This is a genomic window from Candidatus Cloacimonadota bacterium (assembly GCA_011372345.1).
Lineage (GTDB): Bacteria > Cloacimonadota > Cloacimonadia > Cloacimonadales > TCS61 > DRTC01.
This window is the reverse complement of the sequence record DRTC01000591.1, coordinates 1-7,179: the sequence shown is the minus strand read 5'-3', so window position 1 is coordinate 7,179 and position 7,179 is coordinate 1. Positions and strand designations below refer to the sequence as shown.

Annotated in this window: 6 protein-coding genes; all 6 read right to left on the bottom strand. The window is 34.8% G+C overall.

Features of this window, described 5'->3' with window-relative positions; genetic code table 11:
* Positions 1-246: 246 nt before the first annotated feature.
* Positions 247-843, bottom strand: coding sequence for a DUF3267 domain-containing protein (locus ENL20_11310; protein ID HHE39140.1), 597 nt, complete (start codon positions 841-843; stop codon positions 247-249).
* Between the two features lie 885 nt (positions 844-1,728).
* Positions 1,729-2,727 carry a ribonuclease Z gene (gene rnz, locus ENL20_11305; GenBank protein HHE39139.1) on the bottom strand — a complete coding sequence of 333 codons (999 nt, stop codon included), beginning with the start codon at positions 2,725-2,727 and terminating at the stop codon, positions 1,729-1,731.
* Positions 2,724-4,037, bottom strand: a complete 1,314-nt coding sequence (locus tag ENL20_11300) for a diguanylate cyclase (GenBank protein HHE39138.1) — start codon at positions 4,035-4,037, stop codon at positions 2,724-2,726. The genes rnz and ENL20_11300 overlap by 4 nt, the downstream gene beginning before the upstream one ends.
* Before the next feature lie 18 nt (positions 4,038-4,055).
* Entirely contained in the window at positions 4,056-6,248 is a 2,193-nt protein-coding gene (gene selD / locus ENL20_11295) for a selenide, water dikinase SelD (protein HHE39137.1), read from the bottom strand.
* 102 nt (positions 6,249-6,350) lie between these two features.
* Positions 6,351-6,980 (bottom strand): MjaI family restriction endonuclease, encoded by a 630-nt coding sequence (locus ENL20_11290; protein ID HHE39136.1) that lies wholly within the window; start codon positions 6,978-6,980, stop codon positions 6,351-6,353.
* Positions 6,981-7,179 (bottom strand): site-specific DNA-methyltransferase (locus tag ENL20_11285; GenBank protein HHE39135.1); only part of this gene is annotated, 199 nt, incomplete at its 5' end. It lies immediately after the preceding gene.

Sequence of the window (7,179 nt, the reverse complement as noted above, 5' to 3'; positions counted from 1 at the left end):
TGATTAAAAATATAATTGGAAACAGGAAAAGGAAACGGGAATTCAGAAAATTGAAATGCAAAATAAAAAATCTCTGTGATCTCTGTGACTCTGTGGCTAATTTTGAAATTCCGATACATTAAATTACTACCAAAAGGCACAAAATTTACAAAAGGGAAAAAATTCAACTTTTTAATAAATTTTGATAATAACTTCAGTAAATTATTCTTTTCAATAAGCAAAAATATTCACAATAAACTACCCGTCCTAATCCGCGTCAATCAGCGGTTTCTCTTCATAAACATAACATCCGGCTCGAAATTCATGATCTTGCACCAACTGTCCATTCTTCACTTTCCTGATCAACCAGTAGATAATGAAATCACCAACAGAAGCAATTGTAAAGATGGCTGCATAAATGAGCAACCAATTCAGTTTGAAAATAATCGCGATAATTCCCGGAATTATTCCCAAAATAATTGCAGGTGCAAGACACGACAACCTGTAATCTCCTACTTTCATTGGTTTCAAACAAGTTGCATAAGGAGTAAGACTTTTCCATTGAATTCCTATTTTGATATCTGCGGAATTAATTTTTCCGAAAATCTTAAATCCTATTGCATGGATCAATTCATGGGCAATAATTCCTGAAATCAGGATCAACAAAAAAACCGGGATCTTAAAATAGGGAGTGTAAACAAATTTCCTCAAATCCTTGAATCCCCAAAAGAAAATAAAAGGGAGAAAATAAAGAAGCAGAATGAAAATTGCAAATGGAATCGCATATAGATTTGCTCTCCAATATGAAATAGAAAAATCTTTTTTTGGGATTGAAGGATTGTTCTGTTTAGAGATATAATTCATCTATTTTGGTTTCGGAACAAGTTCCGAACTACTAAAAACCAAATTCATAACCAGTATAAATATGAAAATCTGATTTTACACCGGAAACCGGACCTTTTAAACTTCCGCCAATCTGGAGGATCAATCCCCGAGAATTCCTGCTTTTGATCTCCCATTCCCATTTTGATTTACGATTTTCGGTTTGAGTCCAATCTAATGATGCTCCAAAAACTTCGGTTGAAAAACAATAACCAAAAAGTGGTCTGGTCATAGAAACTTCTGCCTTAAGATGAGTTTGATAATCTTCATATTCCAGGTTTGTCTGCTTGATCCCGGTGAAGAATCCGTGCAGAAAATAAGAACCTTCTGTTCTAATATTCCAGAAACGATGGAGGTATAACTGGTAATATTGCAGGTTTTGAAAGTAAGCATGATAACTGACGATTTTGAGAAAAGCAGAACCTCCGATTCCCCAATATTCATAAATATTTAAAATATCTAATTTTGTCTTGAATCCGATCACAGGACTATTGAATTGATATTTTGGATATCCGGGGAAATAAGCTGCAGAAGTAACAATTCCCCGAAATGAAAGCGAACGAGCAATATTTGGAAGGAAGATGAATATGAGCAGAATTAATATTATTAAGTTTTTCTTTAACATCAGATTATTCCTTTTTATATTTGAGCCCACTCTAAAAAGGTCAAATTCAATAAAATTAGAAACCGTTAAAACGGTTAATACTTTTTCCTGTTTCATTAACCACCAACTTAAGTTGGTGGTTAATAAGAAAATAGAAGTCATTAACTGATTCATCAGTTTCCAAATTTCGTGCAAAATTTCATACATATTCCAAATTATTGCCTTTTTAGAGTGGACTCATATTTTATCCATTTTTCCCGCAATTATCCGGCAATAATATCAGAAGTTTTTCTCGAATTTATTTTTGAAAGGATTTTATTCATATCCAACTGGAATAAGTCAAGATCATTAGCGAGAAAGAATTTTCCTGAAAATACTGATTCCACTTCTTCCCGCATTTTCTTAAGATCATTTTCTGTTTTGGAATAATTATTGGAAAACCTGGCACTGAAATGAGTTAAAATAAAGTTTTTTAAATGCACTCTTTCTGAAACTTTGGCAACTTGAAGAGCAGTCGCATGAAAATAATCGTCTTTGATCTTCTCCTTGATCTCGTTGGTAAAAGTCGCTTCATGAACCAGCAGATTGCAGTTTTTTAGATAAGGAGAAAGGATTTCCGGTTTACTGTTATCGCCGGCAATTATGATCTTTCTTCCGGGAACCGGTTTCTCGACAAAATCGTTACCATCAAGAATTTTTCCTTTTTCCAATTCAACTTTTTCTCCTCTTTTCAATCTTCCGAAAACAGGACCTGGAGAGATTCCCATACTTTTTGCTTTTTCTACATTAAACTTGCCTGGTTTTTCTTCTTCCCGGATCAAAAAAGCATAAGAAGGGATAGAGTGAGCAAGAGGAATGATTTTAATTTCTGCATGAGGGATCTGGAAATCAGTGTTTTCAGAAGATATTTCATAAAAATTTATTTTGTAATCGAAGCGGTTTTCCACGATCTTAAAAACTGAATTCAGGAGTTTTTTTATTCCTTTTGGACCTACGATTGTCAGAGGATTTTGGGCATTGTTCATGTTTCTTGTTGCCAGTAATCCAAAAATTCCGAACACATGATCTCCATGCAGATGAGAGATAAAAATATGACTTAATTTTGGTAAGGAATAATTTGTATGAAGAAGCTGATATTGAGTTCCTTCACCACAATCGAAAAGCATCCAATCCGGAGTTTGCTCAAATTTCAGGATGATTCCCGGTAAATTTCTTTCTTTTGTTGGAACTGCTGCGGATGTTCCTAAAAACTGAATTATCATTTTTCTATTCTTTCATTTGCTGAAACAACACAATTTTTTCCACTGATCTTACCTTTATATAAAGCTTTATCAGCCATTATAAAGCATTCGTCGATATTCATTATTTTATCAAAAATACTTACTCCAAAAGTTATGGTTACATTTATTTTTTTGTCCTTAAAATGAAAAGGATAATTTTCGATATTTTTTCTCATTCTTTCAGAAATTCGTTTCCCGCTGGTGAGATCTGTTTCAGGAAGCAGGAATAAAAATTCCTCGCCACCCCAACGACTGATTACATCCTGTTTTCGCAAATTGGATTTCATCAATTTGGAAATCGTTTTGAGAACATAATCTCCAGCATCATGACCAAAATTGTCATTTATCGATTTGAAATCGTCGATATCGCCAAGAATAATGATAAAAGGATTTTTCTTTCTTTCAAAACGATTGATTTCAGCTTGGATTTTTTCCAGCAGTTCACGGCGGTTGCCAAGATTTGGGAGCAGGTCTGTTCGGGCTAATTTGCTTAATTTTTTGTAGGCTTCCCGGAGTTCTTTATTTTTTGCCCTGATTTCATTTTCAGAATTTTTTCTATTCGTGATGTCATTAGCAATCAATAAAATTCCCCAGGGAGTCCGGTAGATTCGGGTATGAATGAATTTATCTCCGATTTTTTCCTCAGTTTCCTTTTTTATACCGGTTTTGAAAACTTTCAGTATTGATTCGTATAATCTGGTTTTTTCCAATTCAGGAAAAATCTCCAGCAAGTTTTTCCCTTCCAGTTCTTTAACCGTTTTTCCAACAAATTCCGCATAGGCATTATTGCAATAGAAGATCTTCTGATCTTCCCATAAAGCCAGAACCGGAGAAATAATGCTTTTTAGAAGAATTCTGTGTTTTGCTTCACTTCTTCTTAATTCTTTAAGAACTTTTTGTCGCTCATCTTCTGTTCTTTTATGGATCAATGCTTTATTGATAGAAGAGGGCAGAACCTTTAAATAATTTCTTTCTCGATCTTTAACCTGGTAATGAAAGGCTCCTGCCTTGAGGGCTTTCACTGCAATTTCTTCATCACCTTCACCGGTAATAAAAATAAAAGGAGTTTTCTTTAGAAAGGGGAAAATTTCAAAAGCAGTTCCGTCTCCGAGATGATAATCTGCAACCACAATATCGTATTTCTTCTTGGTAAGTTTTGCTTTTGCGTTAGCAACTGAATTGGCAATTTCATAATCGTAAGGTAAATCTTCTTTTTCAACCAGTCGTTTGAACGCCGTCTGGTCAACGATGTCATCTTCGATCAATAAAACTTTGATTGTGTTTTTGTTCATAAAAATATCCGATTAAAATTATTTTACTAAAATCTTTCCTTCTCCATTTCCAATAAAACTTCCAATGATCGCAGAATCGTTGATCCCGTTATTATGAAGTTCCGTCAACATTTTTTCTGCAAAATCCGGTTTAATGGAAATCAGCAATCCGCCGGAAGTTTGGGCATCGCAGAGAATTATTTTTTCCGGATGAGATATTTTTTCATTCCAGATCACATAATCAGAAACATAATCCAGGTTATTCTTCGTTCCTCCCGGAATGATATTTCCTGTAATAAATTCCATTGCTTCCGGAATTATGGGAACATCCTTTAGAAACAGCTCCGCATCAACTTTGCTCGCTTTGGTCATTTCCATTAAATGACCGAGAAGACCGAATCCGGTTACATCGGTGCAGGAATTTACCGGGAATTTACTCATAATTTCTGCTGCTTTTTTATTCAGATCACTCATTATTCTATAAACTTTTTCTTGAGTTTTTTCATCCGCAAATCCTCTTTTCAAAGCTGTGCTGATAATTCCAAGACCTATCGGTTTTGTCAAAATAATTTTATCTCCCGGCTCTGCTTTGGAATTTGTCAGGATTTTATCGGGATGAACAATTCCCAGAACGACCAGTCCGTATTTCGGTTCCGGATCATCGATCGTATGACCTCCGATAATGCTTATTCCGGCTTCTGCTGCTTTGTCTTGAGCTCCCAAAAGCATTTGTTTGAGAACATCCATTGGTAAACGATTGGAAGGAAAACCGACGATATTCAAAGCAAACAAAGGTTTTGCTCCCATTGCGTAAATATCGCTTAAAGCATTTGCTGCTGTAATTGCTCCGAATTGATAAGGATCATCGATGATAGGAGTAAAAAAGTCAACAGTCTGTACAATTGCCGTATTTTCATCGAGCAGGTAAACAGCAGCATCATCGGCAGTATTCGTTCCCACCAGAACATTTGGATCGGTGATCGGAGCTAAAGTTCGTAAGATTTTTTCCAGTGCTTGCGGTCGTAATTTGCAGGCACAACCCAAACCTGCTGTATAATGAGTCATTTTGATTTTGTCGGAAATGATGGATGTTTTTGCGTCAGGCTTAAGTTTTTGGATCACATCCGAAATAATTTCAACTGCTTTTTTTATTTTCTCTTCACTGGTCATTTTTCCGGTTGAGAACCTGATCGTTCCCATTGCATAATCCAAGGGAACTTTCATCGCAGAAAGAACAGGAGAAACATCTATCGAATCAGAATGACAGGCAGCTCCGGCAGAAGCAGCAACTCCTTCCATTTCTGATAAAATGAGATTTGCTTCGATATTGGGAAAAGCGATGCTCAAAGTATTCGGCAACCGCGTCTCTGGATGTCCGTTCAGTTTTAATTCCGGGAATTTTTCCAATAATCCTTGATGCAACTTATCTCTCATTTTTTTTAGATGAATCATATTTTCAGAAAGATCGCGCGCTGCAATTTTGCAGGCTTTTCCCAGTCCTACAATTTCAAGGACATTTTCGGTTCCAGCTCGTAAATTCTGCTCATGATCTGCTCCGTGCATAAGTTTTGCGAGTTTTGTTCCTCGTTTGATAAATAATGCTCCAATTCCTTTGGGAGCATAAAGTTTATGACCGGCAATCGAGAGCAGATCGATTCCAAGTTCATCGACTTTTACCGGAATTTTTCCCATCGATTGAGCAGCATCCGTGTGCAAAAAAATATTATTGCTTTTTGCAATCCGGGCAATTTCGGATATCGGTTGAATCGTCCCGACTTCGTTGTTGGCATGCATGATCGAGATCAAAATTGTTTGTGATTTAATAGCTTTTCTGACATCTTCGACATCGATCAAACCAAATTCATCGACCGGTAAATATGTTATCTGAAAGCCTTCCGTTTCCAGGAATTTACAGACTTCGATTACAGCCGGATGTTCGATGCTCGAAGTGATAATATGATTTCCTTTATCACGATTGGCAGAAGCAATTCCCTTAATAGCATAATTATTTGATTCTGTTCCTCCGCTGGTAAAAATGATTTCATCCTGATAACAGTTTATCATTTCCGCGATCTGTTTCCGGGCTGTTTCCACTGCTTTTCTGGTCTGAATTCCAAAAAAATGAGAGGAAGAAGGATTGCCGAAATATTGATCGAGATAAGGTTTCATTGCGGCTATAACTTCCGGATCTATCGGAGTAGTGGCATTGTAATCAAGGTAAATTGGATTCATATGTTTTCCTTTTGTACATTTATAAAGTTTCTTAAAATTTAGAATTTTGTAAGATTTATCAAATTATAAAATTATTTTGAAAAAATTGTGTTATAAGTTCTTCTATGAAAGCTTTTTGATTTCAGATAGAATATCTTCAATAACATCTTTGTTCTGAATTTCCTTTTTTTTCCCAACTTTGGTTGAATAAATATAAAACACTTTACCTCCGAATTTTTTTGTGAATTCAAGGTGTGTTTTCATTTGCAATTTTCGTTCTTTATATATTTCAGGAATTTGTGATACATCACTAACAGGTTTAATTTGTAATCCAATATAAGCATCATTAATTTTAATGTAAAAATCAACATTGAAAAGTCTATCCCATTCATCAGGAGCAGGCTCGATTTTATAAGGAATATCGACTTGTAATTGACCATAAACAGTCTTGATTTCTGTCATAAATCCGTCAAAAGTTCTATCGATCACCATATGTAACATATAATCGATACAATCTTCTTCAGTTATATCTTCAACTTCAGCAGATATTACTTCTGTTATTTTAATGTATAATTTCTTCCCTAAATCTTCAATATGTTGTTTTGGTCTTACATTATCGAAATAATACTCTTTCCAATCTTCAATACTTTTAGGCTGACAGTTTCTAATTTCGGCTGATACAGCTCCCACATTCCTCTTAAAATTAAGTTGAAATCTGTTCATCGCACTATTCAATATCCATTCTTTTGCTATTTATAACTCCATTTTTTTTAATTTTTCCAAATTTTTATAATCATAAGAAGTATCGACAGTTACTAAACCGGTTTTTATAAGATGAGCATTGATAAAAGTTTTGTTTCTCAAGTAAACATAACACAGTAAGTTGTTATCATCATCATATTTAATTTTATCATATTTAAGAAATATTTTTTGATTTTTAAATTTATTTTTC